Source organism: Micromonospora sp. IBHARD004, from assembly GCF_052814115.1.
In genome coordinates this window covers 854386-880305 of sequence record NZ_CP199934.1, presented here as the reverse complement: position 1 = coordinate 880305, position 25920 = coordinate 854386, and the positions used below count along the sequence as shown (strand labels likewise).

The window sequence follows — 25920 nt, the reverse complement described above, 5'->3', positions numbered from 1 at the left end:
GAGGAGGAGCCGTCATGACGAACACCAGGACGCGGATCCCGCAGGATCTCGACCGAAACCTTGCCCTCGACCTGGTCCGGGTCACCGAGGCCGCGGCGATGGCCGCCGGCCGGTGGGTCGGGCGGGGCGACAAGGAGGGCGGCGACGGGGCAGCCGTCGACGCGATGCGCAAACTGATCAACTCGATCCCGATGCGGGGCGTCGTGGTGATCGGCGAGGGCGAGAAGGACAACGCCCCGATGCTCTTCAACGGCGAGGAGGTCGGCGACGGCAGCGGCCCCGAGGTGGACGTCGCGGTGGACCCGGTCGACGGCACCACCCTGATGAGCAAGGGCATGCCGAACGCCCTCGCGGTGCTCGCGGTCTCCGAGCGGGGCGCGATGTTCGACCCGAGCGCGGTCTTCTACATGGAGAAGCTCGCCGTCGGCCCGATGTACGCCGACGTGGTGGACATCAACGCCGGGGTGGCCGACAACCTGCGCCGGATCGCCAAGGTCAAGGGCACCGACATCTCCGAGGTGACGGTCTGCGTGCTGGACCGGTCCCGCCACGACGACCTGGTCAAGCAGATCCGCCGGACCGGCGCGGGCATCCGGTTCATCTCCGACGGCGACATCGCCGGCTCGATCGCCGCCGCCCGGGGTGAGTCCGACGTCGACGTGCTGATGGGCATCGGTGGCACGCCGGAGGGCATCATCTCCGCCTGCGCGCTCAAGTGCATGGGCGGGGCGATGCAGGCGAAGCTCTGGCCGCGCGACGCCCAGGAGCGGGAGAAGGCGCTCGCCGCCGGGCACGACCTGGACCGGGTGCTGCTCACCGACGACCTGGTCACCGGGGACAACTGCTTCTTCGTGGCGACCGGGGTCACCTCCGGCGACCTGCTGCGCGGGGTGCGCTACCGGGCCGGCGGGGCGTACACCCAGTCGATCGTGATGCGCTCCAAGAGCGGCACCATCCGGGTGATCGACTCGTACCACCGGCTGGAGAAGCTGGCGCTCTATTCGGCCGTCGACTTCGACGGCCGACCGCTGGCCGAGCAGGAGTGACCGCGACCGGGACGGCGGCACCCCCCACGCTGTCGACCGGGCGGCGGATCGCCGGCGTCGGGCTGGCCTCCGCCTCCGGGGTCGCGGTGGCCGTCCAGTCCCGGATCAACGGAGAGTTGGGCGTACGACTGGCCGACGGGATCGCCGCGGCGGTGGTCTCGTTCGGCCTGGGCCTGCTTCTGCTGCTGGTGCTGGTCCCCACCACCCCGGGCGGCCGGCGGGGGCTGGCCGCGTTGCGGGCGGCGCTGGCCGAGGGGTCGCTGCGGCCGTGGCAGTGCCTCGGCGGGGTGTGCGGCGCGTTCCTGGTCGCCACCCAGGGGCTGACCATCGGCACGCTCGGCGTCGCCGTCTTCACCGTCGCCGTGGTCGCCGGGCAGTCCGCGAGCAGCCTGCTGGTGGACCGGGCCGGGCTCGGGCCGACCGGCCCGCAGCCGGTCACCCCCAGCCGCCTGGTCGGCGCGGCGCTCACCGTGCTGGCGGTGCTGCTGGCGGTGGGCGACCGGCTCGGCGACCCGGGCGCCCTGGCGCTGGCCCTGCTGCCGCTGCTCGCCGGGGTGGGCATCGCCTGGCAGCAGGCGGTGAACGGCCGGGTGCGGGGGGCCTCGGGCAGCGCCCTGGCGGCCACGCTGGTGAACTTCGCCGTGGGCACGGTGGCCCTGCTCGCCACCTTCGCGATCGAGGTGGCGGTGCGCGGCCGCCCGAGCGGCAGCTTCCCGACCGAGCCCTGGCTCTACCTGGGCGGCCCGATCGGCATCGTCTTCATCGCGCTCGCCGCCGCCATCGTCCGCTTCACCGGGGTGCTGCTGCTCGGGCTGGCCACCATCGCCGGGCAGATCGTCGGCGCCGTACTGCTGGACCTGGTCCTGCCGACGGCGGCCTCGCACCCCGGGCCGACCACCCTGCTCGGCGCGGCGCTGACCATGGTCGCGGTCCTGATCGCGGCGCTCGGGCCGGCGCCGCGCCGCTGACGCCCGCCGTCGGCGGGCGACGGCCGGTCAGCGGCGCAGCGCCGCGACGGTCTCGGCGAGGGAGACGTCCAGCGGGGTCGGCTCGACACCGAGGGTGGCGGTCGCCGCGGCGGAGTCGAGCAGGTAGGGCCGGTCGAACTGGTAGGCGGTCTCCCGCAGCTCGCGGGCGAACGGGTCGGCCAGGCCACCGAGCCAGAGCACCGGGTAGGGCATCCGGATCAGCTTGGGCGCGGGGGCGCCGGCCAGGGCCGCCGCCCGGGTGGCCAGGTCCCGCATCGCGACGGCGGGCGCGCTGGGCACGTGCCAGGCGCGGCCCCAGGCCCGCGGGTCGGTGGCGGCGGCGACCAGGGTACGGGCGACGTCGTCGATGTACGTCCAGCTGTGCGGGGCGTCCCAGTCGACCGGGAGGAAGACCCGCTTCCCGGCGAGCACCCGGGGCAGCACCAGCATCGGCAGGGAGGTGCCACCGGGGCCCAGGTAGTCGGAGCCGCGCACCTCGGTGACCCGGGCCCGCCCGGCCCGGTGCGCGGTGAGCGCGTCGGCCCACATCCGGTTCCGCACCTGTCCCTTGACGCCGGTGGCTGCCAGCGGGGTGGCCTCGGTCATCGGCCCGTCGACCGGGCCGTAGCCGTAGAGATTGCCGACGGTGGCGAGCACCGCGCCGCTGCGCTCGGCGGCGGTGAGCAGCGCCGCGGCGAGGGGCGGCCAGTCCGTGGGCCAGCGGTGGTACGGCGGGTTGGCGCAGTTGTAGAGGGCGTCCGCGCCGTCGCTCAGCGCGGCCAGCCGGTCCGCGTCGGCGGCGTCGGCGGCGACCCGCTCGACGGCCGGGTGCTCGGGCCCGGTGCCCCGGCGGGTCACCACCCGCACCCGGTCGCCGCGTCCCGCGAGGAGCCGGGCGGTGGCGGTGCCGACGGGGCCGGCGCCGACGATGACGTGCAGGGCCATGGGAAGGCTACCTTTCGAAGCAGGGATCCGATCTGAGAGCACTGCTCTCATCGAGAACGGGACCAGCATGACGCGCCGCACGACACTTCGTCAAGAGCAGTGCTCTCGGTTTTGATTGGCGCTCTCATCCGTGGCAGAGTTGGGACATGGTCGCTCCCTCGCTGCGCGCCCGGGTCCGGGCCGGAATGATCGACGAGATCAAGGCGGTGGCCCGCCGCCACCTGGCCACCGACGGCGCCAACCTCTCGCTGCGCGCGGTCGCCCGCGACATGGGCATGGTCTCGTCGGCGATCTACCGCTACTTCCCCAGCCGGGATGACCTGCTCACCGCGCTGATCCTGGAGGCGTACGAGGCGCTCGGCGACGCGGTGGAGGCGGCCGACGCGGCCGCCGAACGGCACGACCTGCGCGGACGCTGGCACGCCGTCTGCCGGGCCGCCCGGGACTGGGCGCTGGCCCACCCGGCCGAGTACGCGCTGATCTACGGCAGCCCGGTCCCCGGGTACGCGGCCCCGGACGACACGGTCGGCCCGGCCCAGCGTCCCCCGATCGTGCTGGTCGGCATCCTGCACGACGGGCTGACCACCGGCCGGCTCACCCCGCCCGACGACGAGCTGCCCGACCCCCTGCGCGAGGACCTCGCCGAGATCGCCGCCGGCCTGCACCCCGGCATGTCCGAGGCGCTGCTGGCCCGCGGCATGGCCGGCTGGACCCAGCTGTTCGGGCTGATCAGCTTCGAGCTCTTCGGCCGGATCAACCGGTCGCTCCCGCACCGGGACGAGTACTTCGACCACCAGACCGGCCTGATGGCCGACCTGATCGGCCTCCCCCGACCGTCCTGACCGGACCCCGTCAGCTGCCGTCGGAGGAGTGGCCGGGGAAGAGGTGGGCGGTGGGGTCGATCACCACCGCCGCGTTGTTCACCGCCGTGGCGGCCTCGCCGAAGCCGGTGGCGATCAGCCGGACCTTGCCCGGGTACTCGGTGATGTCACCGGCGGCGAAGACCCGGGGCAGGTTGGTGGCCATCGCGCTGTCCACCACGATGTGCCGGCGGTCCAGCCGCAGGCCCCACTCGGCGAGCGGGCCCAGGTCGGCGGTGAAGCCGAGCGCCGCGACGATCGTGTCCACCGGCAGCGTCTCCGCCGCGCCACCCCGGACGACGAGCTCCGCGCCGGTCACCCGGTCCTCCCCGTACAGCCGGGTCACCTCGGCGTTGACCACCACCCGCACCGGCAGGGCCAGCACCCGGGCGACGGTCGACGCGTGGGCGCGGAACCGCTCCCGGCGGTGCACCAGGGTCACCGACCGGGCCAGCGGCTGGAGGGTCAGGGCCCAGTCGAAGGCCGAGTCTCCGCCGCCGACGATCAGCACGTCCCGGCCGGCCAGCTCGGTCGGCTGGGGGACGAAGTAGACGATCCCGGCGCCGACGAAGCTGTCGGCGGCGGGCAGCGGCCGGGGCGTGAAGCTGCCCAGCCCGCCGGTGACGATCACCGCGCCGCAGCTCAGCTGCTCGCCGCCGGCGAGCCCCAGCACCGGCCGCCCGTCGGCGTAGGAGAGCTTCTCGGCCCGGGTGCCGAGCAGGTACGTCGGCGCGAACGGCGCCGCCTGGGCGACCAGGTTGGCCACCAGGTCCCGCCCCTTGACGGCGGGGAAGCCGGCGACGTCGAGGATCAGCTTCTCCGGGTACATCGCGGCGACCTGGCCGCCCGGCTCGGGCAGCGCGTCGATCACCGCCACGGAGAGCCCACGGAACCCGGCGTAGTACGCGGCGAAGAGGCCGGCCGGACCGGCCCCGATCACGGCGACATCGACCTCGCGCATGCGTACCGTCACTTTCGCCTCACGGATCAACGTGTGCTGATGCCGACGGTAGGCGGGCGAATGCCGCCGGGCAAGCACGTCCCATGACCCTTTCTCCACGACCGTGCCGGCCGGTCAGGGCAGGGTGAGCGGCGGCTCCGTGTGCTGCGGCTGGTGCAGCTCGGCGCGGCGACGCCGGAACAGGATCGCCGCGACGATCCCGCCGAGCAGCCCGAACAGGTGGCCCTGCCAGGAGATCCGCTCGTCGGTGGGGAGGATGCCGAGCAGCTGCCAGCCGTAGAGCAGGCCGACCAGCAGCACCACCGCGACGTTCCACCAGCTCCGCTCGACGAGACCCCGGGTGAGCAGCATGCCCAGGTATCCGAAGATGACGCCGCTGGCACCGACCACCACCGAGTTCGGCGAGCCGGTGAACCACACCCCCAGCCCGCTGACCAGGATGATCATCAGCGTCGACCAGAGGAACCGGCGGGTGCCGGCGGCGAGCACGAAGGTGCCGAGCAGGATCAGCGGGATGCTGTTGCTGTAGAGGTGGTTGAAGTCGGCGTGCAGGAACGGCGAGAAGAAGACGCCGTCGAGCCCCTGGATCCGGTGCGGGATGATCCCCGCCGCCACGTCGAGGTCGGCGTGCAGCCCGACGTCGAGCGCCTCGATGAGGAAGAGCACCGGCACGACCGCGCACATCGCGACGAAGGCCCGGCCCAGCGAGGCGTAGAACGCCTCGGTGCCGAACCGGTGGGGATCGCCGCCCGTCGGGCCGCCGCGCCAGGTCACGTACCAATGGCTATCAGCAATCGCGGTCGACCGCCAGTCGGGCGGCGCGTCCCGGCCCGACACGACGACGGCGGGGTGTGCGGATGGCCGCCCACCCCGCCGTCGTCAGCGTCGGATCAGTACCAGCCGGTGCTCTGCGAGTGCGCCCAGGCGCCGCAAGGGTCGTCGTAGCGACCCTCGATGTAGCCGAGCCCCCACTTGATCTGGGTGGCCGGGTTGGTCTTCCAGTCATCGGCGACCGTGCCCATCTTGCTGCCGGGCAGCGCCTGCGGGATCCCGTACGCGCCGGAGCCGGAGTTGTAGGCCTTGTGGTTCCAGCCGCTCTCCTTGGTCCAGAGCTTGTCGAGGCAGGGGAACTGGTCGATGCCGAAGCCCTCGTCGAGCATGATCGCGCAGCCGATCGCCCGGTTGCCGCTGAACTCCTCGCAGGAGGCCGGGATCGGGCCGTCGTACGGCTTGGCGACCGTGGCCGCGGCCGCCTCCCGCGCCTTCTTCCGGGACGCCGCCGCGGCCTCGGCCTCGCGGGCCCGGTCGGCTGCCTCCTTGGCCGCCGCGGCGGCCCGCAGCTTCGCCTGGTACTCGGCGGCGCGCTGCGTGGCCGAATCCATTCGGTGGTCGGCCTGCCGGTCACGCTGGTACGCGTACTCCGCCTGGTCGACCTCGAGGCCGACCTGTGCGGTCAGGCCCTGTTGCTGGGTTTCCCGGTCTTCGCCCAGATAGAAGCCGCCGGCAACGCCCACGGAGAGCAGCGCGACAGCGGCCGTGCGGGCGCCGAACCGGCTCCACAGCCGACTCACGAAGTGGTCCCTTCGTCGGGGGCAAGGACACGGCGCGACGCCTGGCCGTCCACTGGCCGCGTCGGCGCCGTGAGCGCCCCGACCCCTCGGGTCGCAGCCGACGCACCGGTGTTCACCGATCTCCGTCGCCGGGGGCAAACGATGACCGACGATCTTCATGGTGCGTGGGCGCTCGTTGGACACCATTGCGCACAGTGAGGCGGATGGGAAACCAACAGCCTCATTTGTGACCTGGGCCACAAAGTGAAGGCCCTCAGACAAGGGCAAATCCGGCAGGGAATCGCTGTCAGAGCGGAATGTCCTCCAACAGATCCGTCACCATGGCGGCGATCGGCGACCGCTCCGAACGACTGAGCGTGACGTGTGCGAAGAGCTGATGGCCCTTCAGCGCCTCGATCACCGCAGTCACCCCGTCGTGCCGCCCGACCCGCAGGTTGTCCCGCTGGGCGACGTCGTGGGTGAGCACCACCCGCGACCCCTGGCCGATCCGGGACAGGACGGTGAGCAGGACCCCCCGCTCCAGCGACTGCGCCTCATCGACGATCACGAAGGCGTCGTGCAGGCTCCGCCCCCGGATGTGGGTGAGCGGAAGCACCTCGAGGATGCCCCGGGTGGTGACCTCCTCCAGCACGTTCTCGTGCACCACCGCGCCGAGGGTGTCGAAGACCGCCTGGGCCCAGGGCGACATCTTCTCCGACTCCGACCCGGGCAGGTAGCCCAGTTCCTGACCGCCGACGGCGTAGAGCGGACGGAAGACGATCACCTTCTTGTGCCGGCGGCGCTCCATCACCGCCTCCAGCCCGGCACAGAGCGCCAGGGCCGACTTGCCGGTGCCCGCCCGCCCGCCGAGCGAGACGATCCCGATCGACTCGTCCAGCAGCAGGTCCAGCGCCACCCGCTGCTCGGCCGAGCGGCCGTGCAAGCCGAACGCCTCCCGGTCACCGCGGACCAGTCGTACGGTCTTGTCGGGCAGCACCCGGCCGAGCGCCGAGCCACGGGCCGAGTGCAGCACCAGACCCGTGTGGCAGGGCAGCCCGGCGGCCGCGTCCAGGTCGAGCGTCTCGCCCGCGTACAGCCGGGCGATCTCCTCCTCGCCCAGCTCCAGCTCGGCCATGCCGGTCCAGGTCGGGTCGCTGGCCTGGCCGTGCCGGTACTCGTCCGCCCGCAGGCCGACCGAGGCCGCCTTCACCCGCAGCGGCATGTCCTTGCTGACCAGGGTGACCTCGCGCCCCTCGGCGGCGAGGTTGAGCGCCACGGAGAGGATCCGGGCGTCGTTCGACTCGTTCCGGAAGCCCGGAGGCAGCACCCCGTCGTCGGTGTGGTTCAGCTCGACCCGGAGGGTGCCGCCCTGGTCGTTGGCGGGGACCGGCCGGTCCAGCCGGCCGTGCTTCACGCGCAGGTCGTCGAGCATGCGCAGCGACTGCCGGGCGAACCAGCCCAGCTCCGGGTGGTGGCGCTTGCCCTCCAGTTCGGAGATGACGACGAGGGGCAGCACCACCTCGTGCTCGGCGAAGCGGTGGAACGCCGCGGGATCGGAGAGGAGGACCGAGGTGTCCAGGACGAAGGCCTGGCCGGCTGGTCGGGGCTCCTCGGTGCCGACCGGCGCGGCCGCCGTGCGGCGGCTGCGGGTGGTCCGGCGGGTCGTGGCAGTCGCGGCCGGGGTCTGGTCGGCACCGGCGGGGGTACGGCGAGTCGTCACAGGCCTGCTCCGCGGATGGGCACCCGGCCACCCGTGTTCCGCCTCGTCCGGTGCCCGGTGGACACGGGGTCGGATGCGGGCCCCGTGCGCGAGGTCGCAGGTCCGGGCTGGCCGGCTGGCCCGGGAGAACCCCGTGCCATGACTAGACGCTAGTCGCGTCACGGCCCTTCGGCTAGTGGGCGGCGGTGGATCCCAGCCGGCCGGGGCGTGCACGCGGGGCGGCGGATCCGGCCGGGATGCATGCCCCCTGCGCGCATCCCGGCCGGCGGGACCATCGTCACCGGTCTGACGTGGTCCCGACGGTGCGCGTCCGCCGCGGACGACGCACCGTGTCCCTTGGCGGGCCTCAGCCCTGCCGGCGGACCAGCGTCCCGGCCGGATGCCGGCCGCCGACGACCGACGCCGTGAACGTGGAACCGGTGTAGGTCGTGCCCTGCCGGGTCGCGATCCCGCCGAGCTGCGCGGTCGCGGTCGCGGTCGCGGTGGCGCGGGCGGACGGCCCCGCCGCGGGCCGGCCACCGAGGCCGACCGCCGACGCCGTACCGTCGCGCGGGCCCCCGCCGGGCGGTGGCACCGCGGCGGATCCCGGCGCGACGACCGGACCGGCCAGCGCCGAGCCGATGGTGGCCTGGGCGTCGCGGCGCCGGCGGTTCCAGGCACCCCGGTCACCGTCGAAGTAGCCCTGCCGGTAACCGAAGCGGTAGCCGATCCGGTAGCTCAGCTGGCCGTGCAGCCGGCCCGCCGCGTAGCTGGTCGACCCGAGGACGAGGACGAGGAAGACCGCGAGGAAGGGGCTCATCCGGCCGCCCCCGCCGGCGTCGCGTCGCGGGACGTCGCGGTCGCCCGCCGGGTCATCGCTCCTCCGGCTCGACCGCGGGGTCGACGACCAGCAGCCGCTCCAGATCGGCGGTGCTGACCTCCTCGACCAGTTCGACGCTGATCCGGCAGCCGTCCAGGACGACCTCGGCGACCGAGGAGCGCCGGATCTCGCCGCCCGCGTCGTAGACCCGGACGCTCAGTTCGGGACAGCCGAGGTGGGTACGCCAGGCGTTCCACTCGTCCCGGTCCCCGACGCTGAGGGACAGGTAGCGGCAACCCCGGGCGAGGTAGAGGCGCCATGGCGCACTCAGCCCGGCGGCCACCCCCTCCGCGATCAGACCGAACGCCTGGGCGCGAGTGGCGAGTTCGGTCACCGGACCCCCTTGAAACCCGCGGAGTGACGCATGTGAGCACTCGTCGTCTCATCCACGTGACACACCGTAAGTTGTCTCACGAGCGTGACAGTATCAGCTTTTCGTCTGTTTACCGCCGTACTGGCGGGCATCTATTCTGCCCGGGTGACACCCCTCAAGAACAGCGCTGGATCGTTTACCGGCAAGCCGGGAGAGCCGTCACGTCCGCGTGACAGCAGCGTGCCCGGCCGCCCGGGGACCGAAGACTGGTCGTACCGTCACGGGGTGACCGAGACGGCCAACGCCCGGAAGATCGCCTTCGCCACCTTCGTACGTCGCGCGCTGGACGACGCCCGGGCCATGCGGGCCTGGAGCGGCACCGAGGTCTCCCGCCGCACCGGCGTCTCCCGCCAGACCATCAACCGGTGGGTACGCGGCGACTGGGCCAGCGACCCGGAGGCCGAGCGGGTGGTCGCCTTCTGCGAGGGGCTGGGCCTCAACCCGGCGACCGCCTTCACCGCGCTGGGCTGGGACCGGACGGCCCCACCCCGCACCGCCCCCACGCCGCCGCCGATGGACCCCGACGTCGAGGCGCTGCTCCGTCGCCTGGTGGATCCGAATGTGTCGGACGCCGAGAAGTTCCACATCCGGGAAACCATTCGCTACCTCGCCTATCGTCCGACGCTCCCCGTCGATGCCGGAAAACGAGGCAAGCAGGCCGGATAGTAAACAAGCCGGGCGGTTCCTCAGATGGCGAAAGAACGGTAGGGCAGACCCGATCGTTTCCCTCCGGGGCCGGAACGGGCGCGCTAGCGTCCCTATTCGTACTGCTTGGGCTCGTCATCGGCGGGGGGACGGGACAAGGCCGAACCCAGCCCTGCGGGACAGAAGGAGGGGTCTGTCCATGACCCTGAAATGGTTGGCAGTCGTGATCGCGGTGGTGTCGGTGACATCGTGCGTGACCGGCAACGTGGTGGTCGGCGTGCTCAACGGCGGGCAGCTTCCCCTGGTCGTGAACCTCTTCGCGCTCACCACCGCCGGCACCGCGGTGGTCCTGGCCGTCGTCGCCGAGCTGCACGACCGGCTCAACGACCGGGTAAGCGCGCTCACCGAGTTCCTGGTGGCTCGGCTGAACGAGATCGAGGCGCACACCGGCGACCGGAACACCGGCTTCGTGGAGGGCTACCTGCTCAGCCACGGCCAGGACGCGGCCGTCGTGCCGTTCGGACGCCGGGGACGGGGGGCCGCCGAACGCTGAGCCTCCCCGACGGCTGAGCGTCACATCTCGGCCACGAATGAGCCGCACCGCCCGGGGTACGCTGTCGCGCGTGCCGCCGTTGAATCTGGGCAACCAGCAGCCGAAGACCCCGTTGAACGCCGAGCACGCCTGGCGTGCCACCGCCGAGCGGGCCGCCGACACGGTGCTCTTCTTCGACTTCGACGGCACCCTCGCGCCGGTCGACGACGACCCGACCGCGGTTCAGCCCGCCCCGAAGGTGCTCGCCGCGCTGGAGGCGCTCGCCCCGCTGGTACGCCGGATCGCCATCGTCTCCGCGCGGCCGGTGGAGTTCCTCCGCGACCACCTCGGCGGCCTCGCCGGGATCGACCTGTACGGGCTCTACGGCCTGGAGCACAGCCACTCCGGCGGCGAGACGGTCACCGAGCCGGCCGCCCTGCCCTGGGTGCCCACCATGTCGGAGCTGGCCGAGCAGGCCCGCGCCGAGCTGCCGCCCGGCGCCCTGGTGGAGTTCAAGCGGCTCTCCGTCGCCCTGCACTGGCGCACCGCCCCGCAACTCGGCGACCTGGTGCAGGAGTGGGGCCGGGCCCGCGCCGAGCGGCTCGGGCTGCGCTGCCAGGCCGGCCGGATGGTGCTGGAGCTCAAGCCCCCGGTCGACCGGGACAAGGGCATGGTGATCGGCGAGATCGTCCGGGATGCCGGTGGCGCCTGGTACTTCGGCGACGACGTCTCCGACATCAAGGCCTTCGCCGCGCTGCGCGCCCGCGCCGCCGCGGACCCCGACTTCGTGGGCGTCTGCGTGGCCGTCGCGAACCCGGAGACCGGTCACGAGGTGGCCGACGCCGCCGACCTCACCCTCGACTCCCCCGCCGCGCTGGCCACCTTCCTCACCAACGCCCTTCCCCACCTCACCTGACCCCCGTCGGCGGGGGTCGGTCGGCGACGGCGGGTCAGGCGCCGAAGCGGCGTTGCCGGGTGGCGTAGGAGCGCAGGGCGCGGAGGAAGTCGACGCGGCGGAAGTCCGGCCAGTTGAGTTCGCAGAAGTAGAACTCCGAGTGGGCCGACTGCCAGAGCATGAAGCCGGAGAGGCGCTGCTCACCGCTGGTCCGGATGATCAGATCCGGGTCGGGCAGGCCCTTGGTGTAGAGGTGCTCGGAGATGTGGTCGACGTCGATCGAGTTGGCCAACTCCTCGATCGTGCCGCCGTTCGCCGCGTGCTCCAGCAGCAACGAGCGGACCGCGTCGGCGATCTCCCGCCGGCCGCCGTACCCGACGGCGATGTTGACCTGGGCGCCGCCGCTGCGGTCCCGGGTGCGCTCCTCGGCGGCCTTCAGCGCGGCGGCGTGCGGCGCGGGCAGCACGTCGAGCGCGCCGACCATCCGCAGCCGCCAGGGGTTGCCGTCCTCGGCCAGCTCGGTGGTGAGGTCCTCGATGATCTGGAGCAGCGGGTCCAGCTCCGCCGCCGGCCGGGAGAGGTTGTCGGTGGAGAGCAGCCAGAGCGTGACGTGCCCCACGCCGGCGGCGTCGCACCAGCGCAGCAGCTCCTTGATCCGCTCGGCGCCCATCCGGTGGCCGTCGTTCGGGTCGACGAAGCCCATCTCCCGGGCCCACCTGCGGTTGCCGTCGCACATCACGCCGACGTGCCGGGGCACCGGCTTGCCCGCGAGCCTCGCCGTCAGCCGGCGCTCGTACACGGAGTAGAGGAGTTTCCGCAGAGTCATCACCTTGCAGGGTAGCGACCCCGGTTGAAGATCAGTGCCGCGGAGCCCGATCCCTGGTCGGGAGACCGATGCCGATCATGGCCAGCGTGCGCGCGTCCAGCCGCCCGTCACCCAGCCCCAGCTCCACCACCGTCCGGTAGACCCGGTCGTCGCGGCGGGCCGCCCGGACCGCCGCGTCGACCACTCGCCGGCGCCGCGCCAGCCAGGCCGCGACCGAGCTGTGCCGCAGGTGCGTGCCGAGCCGCCGGCGCAGCGCCTGGGCGTACCGGCGGCCGGCCTGCCCCGGGGAACCGGCCGCCGCCGCGCCGGCCAGCGCGCCGGACCGCAGCGCGTAGAAGATGCCCTCCCCGGTGAACGGGTTGATCAACGAGAGCGCGTCGCCGGCCAGCACCACCCGGTCCCGCCCCGGCGCTGGCCGGTGGGTGGAGAGCGGCAGGTGGTGGGCCCGCAGCTCGGTGACCGTCGCCGGGTCCGTGCCGGGCAGCAGCGCGGCGAGGCGGTCCACCAGGTGGGCACGGGTCAGCGGCTCGCCGCGCAGTACCTCCCCGTACCCGACGTTCGCCCGGCCGTCACCGATCGGGAAGGACCAGGCGTACGCCGGCCAGCGCGGCGCCGAGGTGACGATGAGCTGCTCGGGCGGGCCGGGCAGCGCCGGGGCGTACCCCCGGATGGCCAGCGCCAGGTGGCGGTCCGGGTTCACCGGATGGCCGAGCGCCCGGCGGACCACCGAGCCGGCCCCGTCCGCGCCGACCACCGCCCGCCCGGACAGCTCGCCGTCCAGCACCACCCGGTCGTCCCGCAGCTCCACCCGGCGCACCGTGTGCCGGCGCAGCTCCGCACCGGCCGCGACCGCCGCCGCCACCAGCCGCGCGTCGAAGACCTTCCGGGGCACCGTGTACGCGGGCCGGGGCAGCGCCCGGGCCACCGCCCCGCCGCCGGGGCCGACCAGCCGCAGCGCGGGGAGCGGGGCGTACCCGTCGACGGCGTCGGTGACGCCCAGCTCGGCCAAAACGTCCAGCGCGTGCGCGGCGATCCCGTCGCCGCAGGCCTTGTCCCGGGGGAAGTCGGCCCGGTCCAGCAGCAGCACCCGGGCCCCGGCCCGGCGGGCGGTCAGCGCGGCGGCCGAGCCGGCCGGCCCCGCCCCGACCACGATCACGTCGAACTCGTCGCCCACGGCCGCCCTCCCTCCCGGTCGCCGCCGGTGGCGCGGCGGCTCGGACCGGCCACCCCGACGCACCGGACCTCTCGGCCCATCCTGCCCCGCCCACGCTCACGAACCCCGATGCCTCACCGGCACACCCTCGCCCGCCCCGGCCCCGTCGATCCACGACCGGGACGTCCGGCGGTGACCGGCAACAGCAGCGGCCAGCAACATCCCCGAAGTCGTCTGGATCGTGGAAGGGGGGCCGGGGGGTCAGGCGGGGCTGGGGGCTTCGCCGGCGCGGATGGCGCGGCGGAGGCCGTAGAGGGCCAGGAGGGCGGCGGCGACCAGGGGGCCGCCGTCCCGGATCAGGCCGTCGACGCCGAGCAGCCACCAGCAGAGCGGCAGGTCGACGGTGAGCACGCCGAGCGTGATCGCGACCAGGAACCGGCGGGCCCAGGCCCGGCCGCGCATCAGGAAGGCGGTGCAGAACAGGACCAGGTAGCTGACGGCGACGCCGGCGGCGAACCAGAGGAGCACGGCCGGCACGGCGCTGAGTCGCCCGTCCAGGATGGATCCGCCGGCGACGAGCGCCGGGACCAGCATCAGCGGGCTGTAGGTGAACGCGGCGACCCGGCTGGTGAGCAGCCAGCCGGTCACCGGCGGGCGCTTCGGCGCGATCTCCCGCCAGGAGATCGTCCCGCCCTCGACGACCAGGGACTTCCGGTGCCGGACCAGGTGCGCGCCGACCGCGTCGGAGCGGTAGAGCAGCACGACCACGGCCACGCAGAGCGCGGTGAGCAGCCCGAACCCCAGCAGGCCGGGCAGCGCCGGCACCCCTTCCCGGGGTACGACCAACCGCCCCACCGCGAAGACGGTGGTGACCGCGAGGATCAGCCCGAACGGTCGGGCCACGGTACGGCCGCGGTTGACGTGCCCGATGAGCACCAGGAAGCCGAGCGAGCGGAGCATCGCCCAGCCGGTGCGGACGGCCAGGCCGAACTCCTGCTCCGGGGCGTACCAGTAATTGAGCAGCTCGACCACGACGGTCGCCGCCGCCGTGACGGCGAGCAGGGTGGTCAGGGCCCGGACGGCGGACGGCCGCCGAACCTCGGTGGTCTCGGCGGCCGTCCTCATGGGATCCGATGTTGCCCGGTACGGGCAACCGTCACACCTACCTCTGCGGCTGCTCCGCGTCGAGCCGGGCGCGCAGCGCGTCCAGCTCGGCCCAGAGGACGCCGGGCAGCTTGTCCCCGAACTTCTCGAACCACTCGGTGACCAGCGGCAGCTCCTTGCGCCACTCCTCCGGGTCGACCTTGAGGGCGATCCGGACGTCCTCCGGGGTCATGTCCAGACCCTCGACGTCCAGGGCGTCCTGGGCCGGGACCATGCCGATCGGGGTCTCCACCGCGCCGGCGGTGCCCTCGATCCGCTCGACGACCCACTTGAGCACCCGGGAGTTCTCGCCGAAGCCCGGCCAGAGGAAGCTGCCCTCGGGGTCCTTGCGGAACCAGTTCACGTAGTAGATCTTGGGCAGCTTGGCCGCGTCGCCGTCGGCGCCCTTGCCCATCTCGATCCAGTGCCGGAAGTAGTCACCGGCGTGGTACCCGATGAACGGCAGCATGGCCATCGGGTCGCGGCGGACCACGCCGACCGCGCCGGAGGCCGCGGCGGTGGTCTCCGAGGAGAGCGTCGCGCCCATGTAGACGCCGTGCACCCAGTCGCGGGCCTCGGTGACCAGCGGGATGGTGTCCCGGCGGCGACCGCCGAAGAGGATCGCGTCGATCGGCACGCCGTTCGGGTCGTAGTAGTCGTCGGCCAGGATCGGGCACTGGGTGATCGGGGTGCAGAACCGGCTGTTCGCGTGCGAGGAGAGGCTGTCGCTCTCCGGCGTCCAGTCGTTGCCCTTCCAGTCGATCAGGTGCGCCGGCGGCTCACCCATGCCCTCCCACCAGATGTCGCCGTCGTCGGTGAGGGCGACATTGGTGAAGACGGAGTTGCCCCGCTCCAGCGTCCGCATCGCGTTCGCGTTGGTCTTCCAGTCGGTGCCGGGCGCGACGCCGAACAGGCCGTACTCCGGGTTGACCGCGTAGAGGCGGCCGTCCTCGCCGAACCGCATCCAGGCGATGTCGTCGCCGATGGTCTCGACCTTCCAGCCCGGGATGGTCGGCTCCACCATGGCGAGGTTGGTCTTGCCGCAGGCGGACGGGAACGCGCCGGCGATGTGGTAGACCTTGCCCTCCGGCGAGGTGATCTTGAGGATCAGCATGTGCTCGGCGAGCCAGCCCTCGTCCCGACCCATCACGCTGGCGATGCGCAGCGAGTAGCACTTCTTGCCGAGCAGCGAGTTGCCGCCGTAGCCGGAGCCGAACGACCAGATCTCCCGGGTCTCCGGGAAGTGCGAGATGTACTTCGTCTCGTTGCACGGCCAGGCCACGTCCTGCTGGCCGGGGGCGAGCGGGGCGCCGATGGAGTGCAGTGCGTGCACGAAGTCGGCGTCGTCGCCCATCGCGTCGAGCACCTTCGCGCCCATCCGGGTCATGATGCGCATCGAGGCGACCACGTACGGGCTGTCGGTGATCTCGACGCCGAACATCGGGCTCTCGGCCTCGACCGGGCCCATGACGAACGGGATGACGTACATGGTGCGTCCGCGCATGCTGCCGCGGTACAGCTCCGTCATCGTCCGCTTCATCTCGGCCGGCGCCATCCAGTTGTTGGTGGGGCCGGCGTCCGCCTCGTCGACGGAGCAGATGTAGGTGCGCTCCTCGACCCGGGCGACATCCGTCGGGTCCGTCCGGGCGTAGAACGAGTTGGGCTTCTTCTCCGGATTCAGCCGGATCAGGGTGCCCTTTTCGACAAGCTCGTCGGTGAGGCGGCGCCACTCCTCATCGGACCCGTCCACCCAGACCACCCGGTCGGGGGTGGTCAGTTCCGCGACCTCTCGGACCCAGGCGAGCAGTTTGGGGTGGGACGTCGGGGCCTGATCGATACCCCGAACAGTAGCCGGAGCAACCATGTCACATCTCCTTGTGGTCGACGCTGACCGATGTATGGGATGCACGAGTTCTGGCGAGCGAGTCGTCGCCTTCGTGGAAACCTGGGATTGGGCTCAGCGTAAACCGGGCTGCCTCGCGAGTCAGTGGGACTGGTTGTGAAGAACTGCACAAGGTACGGCCACGCTGCGGCATCGCGATCTGATACCCGCTTTCGCGCGCAGTTTCACGCAAATCCTGCGCCCAACCTCTGTCGGACGCCGGTCGCGAGGTCCGGTCGCAGGTGCACGATGAGCGGAAGCGCCCGCCCGTGCCGAGGGCGCCGATTCGGCGATCCGATCCGCAATTCCGCCACGGCCGGTTACGCTGTGCTCACCGGATCTCGGGAGCGGTCGCGGGGCGCCCGCCGCCAGTCGGTCACCCACCGTCACCGGGGTGACGGCGGTCGGTGTCCGCCGGAGGGACCGGGCGACGCCCCGCGGGACGCGGGTGCGTCCGGCTCGTGGTTGCTACCGGTCCCGGGTGCCGGCACCCGGTAGGCTCGGCGGGTGGCCGCGACGATGACCGGGGATAAACCGGGCACTCCGCAGACCCGGCCGGGTCTGATCGGTTCCCTCCTCGACCGTTTCGGTCACCTCGTCCGCGAGTTGAGCAAGTTCGCCACGGTGGGTGGGCTCGCGTTCCTGGTGGACTTCGCACTCTTCAACTACCTGGCCAGCGTGCGCCACATGCCGCCGGTCGCCGCGAAGACCATCTCCACGGTGATCGCCGCGACCCTGGCGTTCCTCGGCAACCGGTTCTGGACCTGGCGGCACCGCCAGCGCTCCAACCCCGCCCGGGAGTACGCGCTGTTCTTCTTCTTCAACGGGGTCGGCCTGGGCATCGCCGTCGGCTGCCTCGCGATCAGCCGCTACGGGCTGGGCAGCGTCTGGCCGGGCGTGTTCCAGACCCCGCTGGCCGACAACATCGCCAGCTTCATCGTCGGCACCGGGCTCGGGACGCTGTTCCGATTCTGGTCGTACCGGCGGTTCGTTTTCGTCGAAGCGGGAACTCCTCCCGTTCCGGAAACGAGCCACGACCGAGACTCCGGGGCGTGACCTACCGCCCACCCCGTCCCGCCGGGCCGAGCCGGCCCTGGCCACTGCCCTAAGGTGTTCCGCATGCGTCTGGTCCGTCTGCTGCCCGAGCGCTGGCAGAAGTTCATCCACGAGGCGCTCAAATTCGGCATCGTCGGCGGCATCAACACCGTCATCAATTACGCGGTGTTCAATGCGCTGGCACTGACCGTTTTCCGCGACGGGCAGCTCAAGGCGACGGTGATCGCGACCATCGTGGCCACCATCACGTCGTATCTGATGAATCGGCACTGGACGTACCGGGATCGCCCGAAATCGGCGCTACGCCGCGAATACATCCTGTTCTTCCTGTTCAACGCGACCGGCCTGATCATCGAACTCGGCGTCCTCGCCGCGGCGAAGTACGGCCTCGGCGTGACCAGCCTGCTGGCGCTGAACGTGGCGAAGACCGGTGGCGTGCTGCTGGCCACCATGTTCCGTTTCTGGTCCTACCGGACGTTCGTCTTCCAGCCCGTGCCGAAGCACGCGGAGAAGACCTGGCACAGCATCCCGCGTGACGAATGGGACACCATGGCGGAGATGGACCCGGTCGCCGAGCTGGCCGAGTCGGTCAGCGAGTTGGAGGAGTCCGAGCCCGCGCCCGGCGGGCGCCGCGACCGGACGGCCGGCCGCCGCGTCACCGCGGAGTACGGCGCCCCGGCCCAGGGCCGCCCCGCCCCGGCCGACGCCGCCCTCGGCCGCGCCCTCGACAGCGACCTGGACGCCGAACTCGCCGCGGAACTCCACGCCGGCACCCGCCACTCCCGGCGGAGCTGATCAAGAAGTTTGCGTCACCACGGGTTACCGATCTGACGCAAACCTCTTGATCAACGACCGCGGGGCGGAGGTCAGGCGCTGGGGTCGCGGAGGGGCTTGCCGTCGCGCATGTCGGCGAGCATCTCGCGCATCTCGCCGTCGCCCAGCGAGTGCTTGTCGTGGTGGGCCTCGACCAGCTCGTAGAGCTTGGTCTGCACCTTGTCGACGTGGGGCACGTCGTTGAGCACCGACTGGCCGCGTTCGCCGGCCGACTCGATGGTCAGGGTGCCGCAGCCGAGCAGCCGCTCCAGGAAGCGCTGGTGCATCGAGTGGTCGTTGATCCGGGTCAGCGGGAGGTCCCGCCGGTTCCGGGAGAAGACGCCCTCCTGGAGCAGCACCCGCTCGTCGGTGAAGAGATAGTGCGTGGTGCGCCAGACCAGGACCGGCCAGAGACCGAGCCAGAACACCAGCGCCAGGCCGAGCGCGGCGATCACGTAGAGCGCGATCGTGCCGCCGTCGCCGTCGGGCAGCAGGAGCCAACCCGCCACCACCGCCGCGACGGCGAGCACCAGCACCAGGATCGGCCGGAGCAACGCCTTCCAGTGCGGGTGCAGGTGGAGCACGACGTGCTCATCCTCGGTGAGCACGTCTTCGGGGAACGCCACGGAAACCTCCTCGCAGAACAGGACGCGCTGACCGTAACGGGTCGAGGCTCGCCCAGGGATCAGCCGCGCGGCGGTAAAGCGGGTCAGCGCACGTGCAGCACGTCGCCGGCGGCGAGGCGCAGCTGTCCCTCAGGTCCCTCGACCAGCAACTGGCCGTCCGGGTCCACGCCGGTGGCGGTCCCCCGCACCTCGCGGCCGTCCGGCAGCAGCACCCGGACCTGGCGGCCGACCGTGGCACAGGCGGCCAGATAGGCGTCGCGGAGCCCGCTGGCCACCGCGTCGCCCCCCGCGTCGCGCCAGCGGTCGTACCAGTCGGCGAGCGAGCGGAGCAGGGCGCGCAGCAGCGGATCCCGGTCGGTCGCCGCCGCGCCGGCGAGCTGCAGCGAGGTGGCCGGCAGGCCGGTCGGGTTCTCCGGCAGCTCGTCGACGCGGAGCGTGACGTTGAGGCCGATGCCGACCACGATGGCCGGCGGCTGGCCCGGGGACGCGCCGGGCACCGCCTCGGCCAGCACCCCGGCGCACTTCGCGCCGTCGATCAGCAGGTCGTTCGGCCACTTCAGGCCCGCCTCCAGCTCGGCCAGCCGGGCCACCGCCTCGACCAGCGCCACCCCGGCGAGCAGCGGCAGCCAGCCGTACCCGACGGGTGGGACGGGCGACCAGCCGCGCTCCGGGACGGCCTCGCCGGGCCGGAGCAGGACGCTGGTCGCGATGCCGGCCCGCGGCGGCGACTGCCAGATGCGGCCGCGCCGGCCCCGGCCGGCGGTCTGCCGCTCGGCGACCACCACCAGTCCCTCCGGCTCGCCGGCCCGCGCGGCCTCCACCACGTCGGCGTTGGTGGAGCCGGTCTCCGCACGCAGCTCCAGCCGGCGCCACGGGCCGTGCGGGGCGAGCAGCGCGCGCCGCAGCCGGGCCGCCGACAGCGGCGGGCGGTCCAGATCGGTGTACGGCGAGCCGGGCATCCCGCCAGCCTACGGCCCCGGCCTCCCGGCGTCGGCCGGATGCCGCCCGGAGCCCGGTGAGGCGCACTGCACAGCGGCGCCCGCCTGAACCATCGTTATATTCCCTGGGTGACTACCGAGACCGGGATCAACATCCACAGCACCGCGGGCAAGCTGGCGGACCTGGACCGTCGGGTCGACGAGGCGGTGCACGCCGGGTCGGCGCGCGCGGTCGAGAAGCAGCACGCGAGGGGCAAGAAGACCGCGCGGGAGCGCATCGAGATGCTGCTCGACGAGGGCTCCTTCGTCGAGCTGGACGAGCTGGCCCGGCACCGGTCGACCAACTTCGGGCTGGACCGGACCCGCCCGTACGGCGACGGCGTGGTGACCGGCTACGGCACCGTGGACGGCCGGCAGGTCTGCGTCTTCGCGCAGGACTTCACCGTCTTCGGCGGCTCCCTCGGCGAGGTCTTCGGCGAGAAGATCGTCAAGGTGATGGACCTGGCCATGAAGATCGGCTGCCCGGTCGTCGGCATCAACGACTCCGGCGGCGCGCGGATCCAGGAGGGCGTAGCCTCGCTCGGCCTCTACGGCGAGATCTTCTTCCGCAACGTCCGGGCCAGCGGCGTCATCCCGCAGATCTCACTGATCATGGGCCCGTGCGCGGGCGGCGCGGTCTACTCCCCGGCGGTCACCGACTTCACCGTGATGGTCGACCAGACCTCGCACATGTTCATCACCGGCCCTGACGTGATCAAGACGGTCACCGGCGAGGACGTCGGGATGGAGGAGCTGGGCGGCGCGCGCACCCACAACTCGCGCAGCGGCAACGCGCACTACCTCGGCAGCGACGAGGAGGACGCGATCGAGTACGTCAAGGCGCTGCTGTCGTACCTGCCGTCGAACAACCTGGACGAGCCAGTGGTCTACGAGGCCCCGGCCGACCTCGACATCACCGACTCCGACCGCGAGCTGGACACACTGATCCCGGACTCGGCCAACCAGCCGTACGACATCCACCGGGTCATCGAGCACGTCCTGGACGACGGGGAGTTCCTGGAGGTCCAGCCGCTCTACGCACAGAACCTGGTGGTCGGCTTCGGCCGGGTCGAGGGGCGTCCGGTCGGCGTGGTCGCCAACCAGCCGATGCACTTCGCCGGCACCCTGGACATCGCCGCGTCGGAGAAGGCGGCCCGGTTCGTGCGCACCTGCGACGCCTTCAACGTCCCGGTGTTGACCTTCGTGGACGTTCCCGGCTTCCTCCCCGGCACCGGGCAGGAGTGGGACGGCATCATCCGCCGCGGCGCGAAGCTCATCTACGCGTACGCCGAGGCGACCGTCCCGAAGGTCACCGTCATCACCCGCAAGGCCTACGGCGGCGCGTACGACGTGATGGGCTCGAAGCACCTCGGCGCGGACCTGAACTTCGCCTGGCCGACCGCGCAGATCGCGGTGATGGGCGCCCAGGGCGCGGTGAACATCCTCTACCGCTCGGACCTGGCGAACGCCGACGACCCGGCCGCCGTCCGGGCCGAGAAGATCGCCGAGTACGAGGACACCCTGGCCAACCCGTACATCGCCGCCGAGCGCGGGTACGTCGACTCGGTGATCCCGCCGCACGAGACGCGTACCCAGATCGTCCGGGCGCTGCGGGTGCTGCGTACCAAGCGGGAGACCCTGCCCCCGAAGAAGCACGGCAACATCCCGCTGTAGCGGTCGCCGCCGGGGCCCCCCGCCGTACGTCCGGCGGGGGGCCTCGGCGCGTCAGCAGCCGGGGTTGGCGGCGGCGCACATCCGGCGGCCCGCGGCGCGTGCCACGTCGAGCAGTTGTGCCTCGGTCACCGTGTTCCCCGGCACGCCGAGACGCAGAGGCTCGCCCGGCACCAGGACCGTGACCAGGTCTCCGACCCGGACGACCAGCGTGTACTCGGGCCAGGGCGGGAGACCGACCGGTTTGCCCGTCGTCCCGTCCGGCGGCACGGAGACGGTGTGCCGGAGCAGGATCGCCTGGTCGCCGGCGAAGTCGCTCGCCGCCACCGTCCACCGGTGCACGACCGTGGTGGTGACGGTCCCCTGCTCCGCCTGCACCGGGCTCACCTCTTGCCAGGCCGTGCAGCCCGCCACCAGTCGGTCGAGGTCGGCGAAGACCCGGCCCGCCGCCCCGGCCTCCAACCGGTAGACGTCCTGGCTGACGACCGGCCTCCGGTACGGGGCGAAGCCGTCCACCGTGGCGGTCCCGATCAGGGTCTGCGACCGGGAGTAACGCGACACCGCCTGGTCCTCCAGCAGCCCTCGCCCCTGCCCGCAGGTCCGGAGGACGTCGTCGACCCGGACCCGCTCACCGAGGCCCGTATCGCCGAGTCGCTCGTCGCTCTTCGCCGGTACGTCGGCCGGTGCCAGCATCGCCTCCACCGGGATCTCGGCGTGTTCGCCGGCGGTGGCGGCCGGCGGTGGCGCGGGCGCCACGGCCCGGCCGACGGCGACGGTGGAGACCGAGGCGAGCACCAGCACGGCCGCGGCCGCCGTCACCGCCGTACGTCGGCTGCGGCCCCGGGCCCGCGCCCGGATCTCGGCCGGCCCGGGCCAGCGGACCTCACGCAGGTCCCGATGCACCAGTTCGACAAACGTCACGTCGTCACGCATCTGCGGCCTCCTCCTCCAGATCCACGACCGCGAGCAGCCCGGCGAGTGCGGCACGCCCCCGGGAGAGTCTGGCCTTGACGGTGCCCAGCGGGGCCTCGGTCTCCCGCGCCACCTCGGCGACCGGCATACCGAGCAGGTAGTGCAGCGCGATGGCGGTGCGCTGGGCCTCGGGCAGCCGGCGCAGCGCGGCCACCACCTCCACCGTCTCGGTGCTCGGCGCCGGGACGCTCTCCTCGACCCCGTGCCGCAGGTACGCCCGGGCCCGGCTGCGCAGGCTGCGCCACCGGCTGACCGCGATGCGGCTGGCCACCACCCGCACCCACGCCTCAGGGTCGTCGTACCCGCTCACCGTCGACCAGCGCTGCCAGGCGCGGATGTACGCCTCCTGGACGGCGTCCTGCGCCTCGGCGAGATTCCCGGTGAGCACGTAGACGAAGCCGAGCAGCCGTTGTCGACTGCCGCGATAGAACTCGTCGAACCCGTCGATGTCCGGCAATCTGCCACCTCCCCGTGTCGCAGGAGACACGCCTGGCGTCGCCCGGGTGGTTGCCCCGCCGGCCGGTCTTCTTTGCCCGGCCCCTCCGGGAAGCTGGCCCGCCGTGACATCGAACGCTTCCCCGAGGCCGCGCGGTGAGCGCGGCGGAACCTCAGCCGATCAGCCGCTCCAGCCCGGCGAGCGGGAAGCCGCCCGCCGGGATCCGCTCGCGCACCGCCCGGCGCACCGCGAGCTGGACCGCCGCGTTCGCCGGCGTCGGCACGCCGTGCAGCCGGCCGAGGAGCACGATCTCGCCGTTGAGGTGGTCGGCCTCGGCGGAGCCCGCACCCCGGGCCAGGCTCTGCCAGGTCGAGCCGCCGGCCCTTTCCTCGCCGTCGACCGGCCGGCGCCGGACCTGGTCGCCGCGCTCAACCGCCTCCTCCTCGGGCGAGGTGTGCGCGATCCCGGCCGCGGCGAGCGTCGCGACCCCCTCGGCCCGCACCCGCTCGGCGAGAGTTTCCGGTACGTCCCCGCCGAGCAGCGCCTGGAGGCCGTTGCCGAGGTTGCCGAGGAGCTTGCCGTACTTCCAGCGCATCACGTCGTCGCGGACCGGGGCGACGAACCCGGCGGCGGTCAGGTCGGCGGCGATCGCCCGGCTGGTGTCGTCGGATCCGGACGGGTACCGGCCCAGGTGCAGCATGCCGGGGTGCGGGTGCCCGTTGGCGACGACCACACCGGGTTCCAGGTGGGTGGCGGGCAGCCAGACGCAGACCGGGTGCACCCGGGCGAAGAGCCGAAGCGCGGCCCGCTCGTTCGCGACGCCGTTCTGGGCGAGGACGAGGGGCAGTCGTTCGCCGGCGGTGCCGCCGTCCTCAACCGGGGCGTCCACCCAGGTCGCCAGCGCCGCGTCGGTGTCCTGCGACTTCACGGTCAGCACCAGCACGGTGTCGGCCGGCAGCGGCTCGGCCTGCGGCCCGTCGGCGGCAGGCCCGCGCCAGGTCACCGTCGCGTCGGGAGAGCGCAGGGTCAGGCCCCGCTCCCGGATCGCGTCCAGGTGGGCGCCGCGGGCCACCAGTGTCACGTCCCGGCCGGCTTCCCCCAGCCGTACGCCGATGGTGCCGCCGACCGCGCCCGCCCCGATGATCACGTATCGCATCTGTCCGATTCTGCCCCTCGCCGGTTCATCCCGCCGCGGCGCGGTGGCAGAGCCACCGTTTGCCGTCCGGAGGGGGCGTCGCGTTCCCGGCCGAGCAGGGTGAAGCCCGCCCCGGTGCCTCGCCCGGCTCGCGGCCGCCCCTGGGTGGGTCTGCCCTTCGTCAGAGGGTGAGGCCGGCGTCGGTGAGGATCGGGCCGGCGAGCAGCAGCGCGCCGACCCCGAGGGCGGCCAGGCTGACCAGGGCGAAGACGGTCACCCAGAAGAGCGCCGGGAGCGGCGTCAGCCGGGCGAGCTGGTCGGCGTCGGACTCCGGCATGCGGCCCCGGCTGCGCATCCGTTGCAGCTCCACGACCGGCCGTACGCCGCCGAGGAGCAGGAACCAGACGCAGGTCCAGGCGAAGGAGGCCTGCACCTGCGGGGAGGCGTACCAGGAGACGGCGAGCACCACGCCGCCGGTGACCAGCAGCGACAGCACGCCGAAGACGTTGCGGATCATCACCAGCATGGCCAGCAGCAGCGCCACGGCGATCCAGAGCAGCAGGGTGATCCGGTTGCCGGCGAGCAGCCAGGCGCCGGCGAGGCCGACCAGCGACGGGGCGACGTACCCGGCGAGGAGGGTGAGGATCATCCCGGGTCCGGTGGGGCGGCCGGCGGAGAGGGTGAGGCCGGAGGTGTCGGAGTGCAGCCGGATGCCGCGCAGCTTCCGGCCGGTCAGCAGCGCCACCAGCGCGTGCCCGCCCTCGTGGGCGATGGTGACGGCGTTGCGGGCGATCCGCCAGGGCAGCCGGGTGGCGACGACCACCAGCGCGACCACGGCGGTGAGCAGGACGAGCAGTGGCGGCGGGTCGGGCTGGGCGCCGAGGAGCTTGTCCCAGAGGGTGGTCAGACCGTCGATCAGGGGCATGGGCGGGGAGCCTACCGGCATGACCTGAGGTCGTTTCGCGGCTACCGCCTCGTCCTGTCCGGGACTGCCCGAGGAGCGGGAGGTGAACGCCGGGCGACGACGGTGGTCTATGAAAAATTCTTTAGAGCCCCTTGCGATCTAGGGCAGTTACCTCCAAAGATAGTCGTCAATCGATTGACGTCCCTGGAGGCATCCATGGCCCGTACCAGACTCTCCGTACGCCGGCTCCTCGCCGCCGGCCTCACCGTCGTCGCCACCGCGGCCGCGGCCCTCGTCGTGACCGCCGGACCGGCCGCCGCGGCCACCACCCCCGGCATCGACGTCTCCCGCTACCAGGGCACCATCAACTGGACCAGCGTCCGCAACGCCGGCATCCAGTTCGCCTTCATCAAGGCCACCGAGGGCACGAGCTACAAGGACCCGAACTTCAACAGCAACTACACCAACTCCTACTACGCCGGGGTGATCCGCGGGGCGTACCACTTCGCCCGGCCGAACATCTCCTCCGGCGCCACCCAGGCCAACTACCTGGCCAGCAACGGCGGGGCCTGGTCCGCCGACAGCCGCACCCTCCCGGCGGCGCTCGACCTGGAGGCCAACCCGTACAGCGGCGGCTACTGCTACGGCCTCTCCACCTCCGGCATGCGGAGCTGGATCCAGGACTTCCTCAACACCTACAAGGCCCGCACCACCCGGTACGCGGTCATCTACACCACCACGAGCTGGTGGAACCAGTGCACCGGCAGCTGGACGGCCCCGTGGGCCAACCACCCGCTCTGGGTCGCCCGCTGGTCCAGCACCGTCGGCACCCTGCCCGCCGGCGCCCCGTTCTGGAGCTTCTGGCAGTACACCTCAAGCGGCAGCGTCTCCGGGATCAGCGGCAACGTCGACCGCAACTACTGGAACGGCGACCGGACCCGACTGATCGCCCTCGCCAACAACACCTGATCC

27 protein-coding genes are annotated in these 25920 nt (G+C 72.6%); 10 read left to right on the top strand and 17 right to left on the bottom strand.

Annotated elements, in window-relative coordinates:
• Positions 1–14: 14 nt before the first annotated feature.
• Positions 15–1046: a class II fructose-bisphosphatase gene (glpX, locus tag ACTWO6_RS04415; RefSeq protein WP_446218352.1), complete on the top strand. Its 1032-nt coding sequence runs from the start codon at positions 15–17 to the stop codon at positions 1044–1046.
• The gene (locus ACTWO6_RS04410; protein WP_446218351.1) at positions 1043–2014 is read left to right on the top strand and encodes a DMT family transporter; all 972 of its coding nucleotides are present in this window, start codon (positions 1043–1045) and stop codon (positions 2012–2014) included. The genes glpX and ACTWO6_RS04410 overlap by 4 nt, the downstream gene beginning before the upstream one ends.
• Before the next feature lie 27 nt (positions 2015–2041).
• On the opposite strand, the gene ACTWO6_RS04405 is transcribed toward ACTWO6_RS04410, so the two are convergent.
• Positions 2042–2959: an NAD-dependent epimerase/dehydratase family protein gene (locus ACTWO6_RS04405; protein ID WP_446218350.1), complete on the bottom strand. Its 918-nt coding sequence runs from the start codon at positions 2957–2959 to the stop codon at positions 2042–2044.
• A gap of 146 nt (positions 2960–3105) precedes the next feature.
• On the opposite strand from ACTWO6_RS04405, the gene ACTWO6_RS04400 reads away from it, so the two are divergent.
• Positions 3106–3801 carry a TetR/AcrR family transcriptional regulator gene (locus tag ACTWO6_RS04400; RefSeq protein ID WP_446218349.1) on the top strand — a complete coding sequence of 232 codons (696 nt, stop codon included), beginning with the start codon at positions 3106–3108 and terminating at the stop codon, positions 3799–3801.
• A gap of 10 nt (positions 3802–3811) precedes the next feature.
• Here ACTWO6_RS04400 and ACTWO6_RS04395 read toward each other — a convergent pair whose 3' ends face one another.
• From ACTWO6_RS04395 to ACTWO6_RS04370, 6 genes are all read right to left on the bottom strand, one after another.
• A complete protein-coding gene (locus ACTWO6_RS04395; protein WP_446218348.1) occupies positions 3812–4780 on the bottom strand; it encodes an NAD(P)/FAD-dependent oxidoreductase in 969 nt (322 codons plus the stop codon).
• Between the two features lie 114 nt (positions 4781–4894).
• The gene (locus ACTWO6_RS04390; protein WP_446218347.1) at positions 4895–5554 is read right to left on the bottom strand and encodes a rhomboid family intramembrane serine protease; all 660 of its coding nucleotides are present in this window, start codon (positions 5552–5554) and stop codon (positions 4895–4897) included.
• A 116-nt stretch (positions 5555–5670) separates the two neighbouring features.
• Positions 5671–6351, bottom strand: coding sequence for an aggregation-promoting factor C-terminal-like domain-containing protein (locus ACTWO6_RS04385; RefSeq protein ID WP_446218346.1), 681 nt, complete (start codon positions 6349–6351; stop codon positions 5671–5673).
• A 286-nt stretch (positions 6352–6637) separates the two neighbouring features.
• Positions 6638–8050, bottom strand: a complete 1413-nt coding sequence (locus ACTWO6_RS04380) for a PhoH family protein (RefSeq protein ID WP_446218345.1) — start codon at positions 8048–8050, stop codon at positions 6638–6640.
• 346 nt (positions 8051–8396) lie between these two features.
• Entirely contained in the window at positions 8397–8849 is a 453-nt protein-coding gene (locus ACTWO6_RS04375; protein WP_446218344.1) for a hypothetical protein, read from the bottom strand.
• Positions 8850–8901: 52 nt separating this feature from the next.
• Positions 8902–9243 (bottom strand): hypothetical protein, encoded by a 342-nt coding sequence (locus ACTWO6_RS04370; protein ID WP_130331658.1) that lies wholly within the window; start codon positions 9241–9243, stop codon positions 8902–8904.
• A gap of 264 nt (positions 9244–9507) precedes the next feature.
• Here ACTWO6_RS04370 and ACTWO6_RS04365 point away from each other — a divergent pair, with 264 nt between their 5' ends.
• From ACTWO6_RS04365 to otsB, 3 genes are all read left to right on the top strand, one after another.
• Positions 9508–9948 (top strand): helix-turn-helix domain-containing protein, encoded by a 441-nt coding sequence (locus ACTWO6_RS04365; protein WP_446218343.1) that lies wholly within the window; start codon positions 9508–9510, stop codon positions 9946–9948.
• A gap of 178 nt (positions 9949–10126) precedes the next feature.
• Positions 10127–10480, top strand: a complete 354-nt coding sequence (locus ACTWO6_RS04360) for a hypothetical protein (RefSeq protein ID WP_446218342.1) — start codon at positions 10127–10129, stop codon at positions 10478–10480.
• A 70-nt stretch (positions 10481–10550) separates the two neighbouring features.
• Positions 10551–11375 (top strand): trehalose-phosphatase, encoded by an 825-nt coding sequence (gene otsB, locus ACTWO6_RS04355; RefSeq protein WP_446218341.1) that lies wholly within the window; start codon positions 10551–10553, stop codon positions 11373–11375.
• Between the two features lie 34 nt (positions 11376–11409).
• Here the strand turns inward: otsB and ACTWO6_RS04350 are convergent, their stop codons facing one another.
• The 4 genes from ACTWO6_RS04350 to ACTWO6_RS04335 form a co-directional block, all read right to left on the bottom strand.
• Positions 11410–12180, bottom strand: a complete 771-nt coding sequence (locus tag ACTWO6_RS04350; protein ID WP_446218340.1) for an isoprenyl transferase — start codon at positions 12178–12180, stop codon at positions 11410–11412.
• A gap of 31 nt (positions 12181–12211) precedes the next feature.
• Positions 12212–13417, bottom strand: coding sequence for a geranylgeranyl reductase family protein (locus tag ACTWO6_RS04345; protein WP_446218339.1), 1206 nt, complete (start codon positions 13415–13417; stop codon positions 12212–12214).
• 177 nt (positions 13418–13594) lie between these two features.
• Positions 13595–14458 carry a hypothetical protein gene (locus ACTWO6_RS04340; protein WP_446218338.1) on the bottom strand — a complete coding sequence of 288 codons (864 nt, stop codon included), beginning with the start codon at positions 14456–14458 and terminating at the stop codon, positions 13595–13597.
• A gap of 37 nt (positions 14459–14495) precedes the next feature.
• Positions 14496–16340, bottom strand: coding sequence for a phosphoenolpyruvate carboxykinase (GTP) (locus tag ACTWO6_RS04335; RefSeq protein WP_446218337.1), 1845 nt, complete (start codon positions 16338–16340; stop codon positions 14496–14498).
• Between the two features lie 525 nt (positions 16341–16865).
• Here ACTWO6_RS04335 and ACTWO6_RS04330 point away from each other — a divergent pair.
• Together ACTWO6_RS04330 and ACTWO6_RS04325 are read left to right on the top strand one after the other, a co-directional pair.
• A complete protein-coding gene (locus tag ACTWO6_RS04330; protein WP_446218336.1) occupies positions 16866–17414 on the top strand; it encodes a GtrA family protein in 549 nt (182 codons plus the stop codon).
• A 63-nt stretch (positions 17415–17477) separates the two neighbouring features.
• Positions 17478–18209, top strand: a complete 732-nt coding sequence (locus ACTWO6_RS04325; protein WP_446218335.1) for a GtrA family protein — start codon at positions 17478–17480, stop codon at positions 18207–18209.
• Between the two features lie 71 nt (positions 18210–18280).
• Here ACTWO6_RS04325 and ACTWO6_RS04320 read toward each other — a convergent pair whose 3' ends face one another.
• Positions 18281–18853 carry a PH domain-containing protein gene (locus ACTWO6_RS04320; RefSeq protein WP_446218334.1) on the bottom strand — a complete coding sequence of 191 codons (573 nt, stop codon included), beginning with the start codon at positions 18851–18853 and terminating at the stop codon, positions 18281–18283.
• An 83-nt stretch (positions 18854–18936) separates the two neighbouring features.
• A complete protein-coding gene (locus ACTWO6_RS04315; RefSeq protein ID WP_446218333.1) occupies positions 18937–19812 on the bottom strand; it encodes a biotin--[acetyl-CoA-carboxylase] ligase in 876 nt (291 codons plus the stop codon).
• A gap of 108 nt (positions 19813–19920) precedes the next feature.
• Between ACTWO6_RS04315 and ACTWO6_RS04310 the strand changes: the two genes are divergently transcribed.
• Entirely contained in the window at positions 19921–21504 is a 1584-nt protein-coding gene (locus ACTWO6_RS04310; protein WP_446218332.1) for an acyl-CoA carboxylase subunit beta, read from the top strand.
• A 51-nt stretch (positions 21505–21555) separates the two neighbouring features.
• Here ACTWO6_RS04310 and ACTWO6_RS04305 read toward each other — a convergent pair whose 3' ends face one another.
• From ACTWO6_RS04305 to ACTWO6_RS04290, 4 genes are all read right to left on the bottom strand, one after another.
• Positions 21556–22434 (bottom strand): hypothetical protein, encoded by an 879-nt coding sequence (locus ACTWO6_RS04305; RefSeq protein ID WP_446218331.1) that lies wholly within the window; start codon positions 22432–22434, stop codon positions 21556–21558.
• Entirely contained in the window at positions 22427–22930 is a 504-nt protein-coding gene (locus tag ACTWO6_RS04300) for a SigE family RNA polymerase sigma factor (RefSeq protein ID WP_446218330.1), read from the bottom strand. The genes ACTWO6_RS04305 and ACTWO6_RS04300 overlap by 8 nt, the downstream gene beginning before the upstream one ends.
• A 151-nt stretch (positions 22931–23081) precedes the next feature.
• A complete protein-coding gene (locus ACTWO6_RS04295; RefSeq protein ID WP_446218329.1) occupies positions 23082–24065 on the bottom strand; it encodes a ketopantoate reductase family protein in 984 nt (327 codons plus the stop codon).
• Between the two features lie 160 nt (positions 24066–24225).
• On the bottom strand, positions 24226–24969 hold the full coding sequence (locus ACTWO6_RS04290; RefSeq protein WP_446218328.1) for a M50 family metallopeptidase: 744 nt from the start codon (positions 24967–24969) through the stop codon (positions 24226–24228).
• A 195-nt stretch (positions 24970–25164) separates the two neighbouring features.
• Between ACTWO6_RS04290 and ACTWO6_RS04285 the strand changes: the two genes are divergently transcribed.
• Positions 25165–25917, top strand: coding sequence for a GH25 family lysozyme (locus ACTWO6_RS04285; protein ID WP_446218327.1), 753 nt, complete (start codon positions 25165–25167; stop codon positions 25915–25917).
• Positions 25918–25920: the final 3 nt, after the last annotated feature.